This is a genomic window from Faecalibacillus sp. MSK20_93, from assembly GCF_020589945.1.
In the GTDB taxonomy this organism is placed as follows: Bacteria; Bacillota_I; Bacilli_A; order Erysipelotrichales; family Coprobacillaceae; genus Faecalibacillus; species Faecalibacillus intestinalis.
In genome coordinates this window covers 1-1025 of record NZ_JAJDKA010000138.1, presented here as the reverse complement: position 1 = coordinate 1025, position 1025 = coordinate 1, and the positions used below count along the sequence as shown (strand labels likewise).

The following is a 1025-nucleotide window of genomic DNA, read 5'->3' as shown; positions in this document are numbered from 1 at the left end:
ATTAGTTATTAATTAATTTATCTTCATCAGACCAAGAATATAATTTTCTGATTTCTTTTCCGACTTTTTCTGATTCATGTTCTGCAGCTAATTTTCTCATTGCTTTGAAATGTGCTTGTCCTCCAGCTGCTGACATGTCTAATAAGAAGTCTTTTGCGAATGTTCCATCTTGGATATCTTTTAAGATTTGTTTCATTGCTTTCTTTGTATCTTCTGTGATGATCTTTGGTCCTGTAATATAATCTCCATATTCTGCTGTATTTGAAATTGAATATCTCATTCCTTCAAATCCTGATTGATAGATTAAGTCTACAATTAATTTCATTTCATGGATACATTCAAAGTATGCATTTCTTGGATCATATCCTGCTTCTACTAATGTTTCAAATCCTGCTTGCATTAAAGCACATACTCCACCACATAAGACTGCTTGTTCTCCAAATAAGTCTGTTTCTGTTTCTGTTCTGAATGTTGTTTCTAATACACCTGCTCTTGCTCCTCCAATTGCTAGTGAGTATGCTAATGCGATGTCTTGTGCTCTTCCTGTGTAGTCTTGTTCTACGGCTACTAGACATGGTGTTCCTTTTCCTGCTTGATATTCACTTCTTACTGTATGTCCTGGTGCTTTTGGTGCAATCATTGTTACATCAACATTTTTTGGTGGTACGATTTGATTGAAATGAATATTGAATCCATGAGCAAACATGAGCATGTTTCCTTCTTCTAGATTTGGTTCAATTGATTCTTTATATAATTTTGCTTGTAATTCATCGTTGATTAAGATCATGATGATATCTGCTTTTTTTGCAGCTTCTGCTGATGTACAAACTTCAAATCCTTGTTCTTCAGCTCTTTTCCATGATTTTGATCCTTCGTATAATCCTACGATGACTTTTACTCCTGATTCTTTTAAGTTTAATGCATGTGCATGTCCTTGTGATCCGTATCCAATGATGGCTACTGTTTTCCCATCTAATAATGATAAGTCACAATCTGATTCATAAAAAATTTTTGCCATTTTTAAT

At 33.9% G+C, this 1025-nt stretch carries 1 protein-coding gene; it reads right to left on the bottom strand.

The window, feature by feature from the left end:
- Window position 1: 1 nt before the first annotated feature.
- On the bottom strand, window positions 2-1018 hold the full coding sequence (gene ilvC / locus LJD34_RS15985; protein WP_227360364.1) for a ketol-acid reductoisomerase: 1017 nt from the start codon (window positions 1016-1018) through the stop codon (window positions 2-4).
- Window positions 1019-1025: the final 7 nt, after the last annotated feature.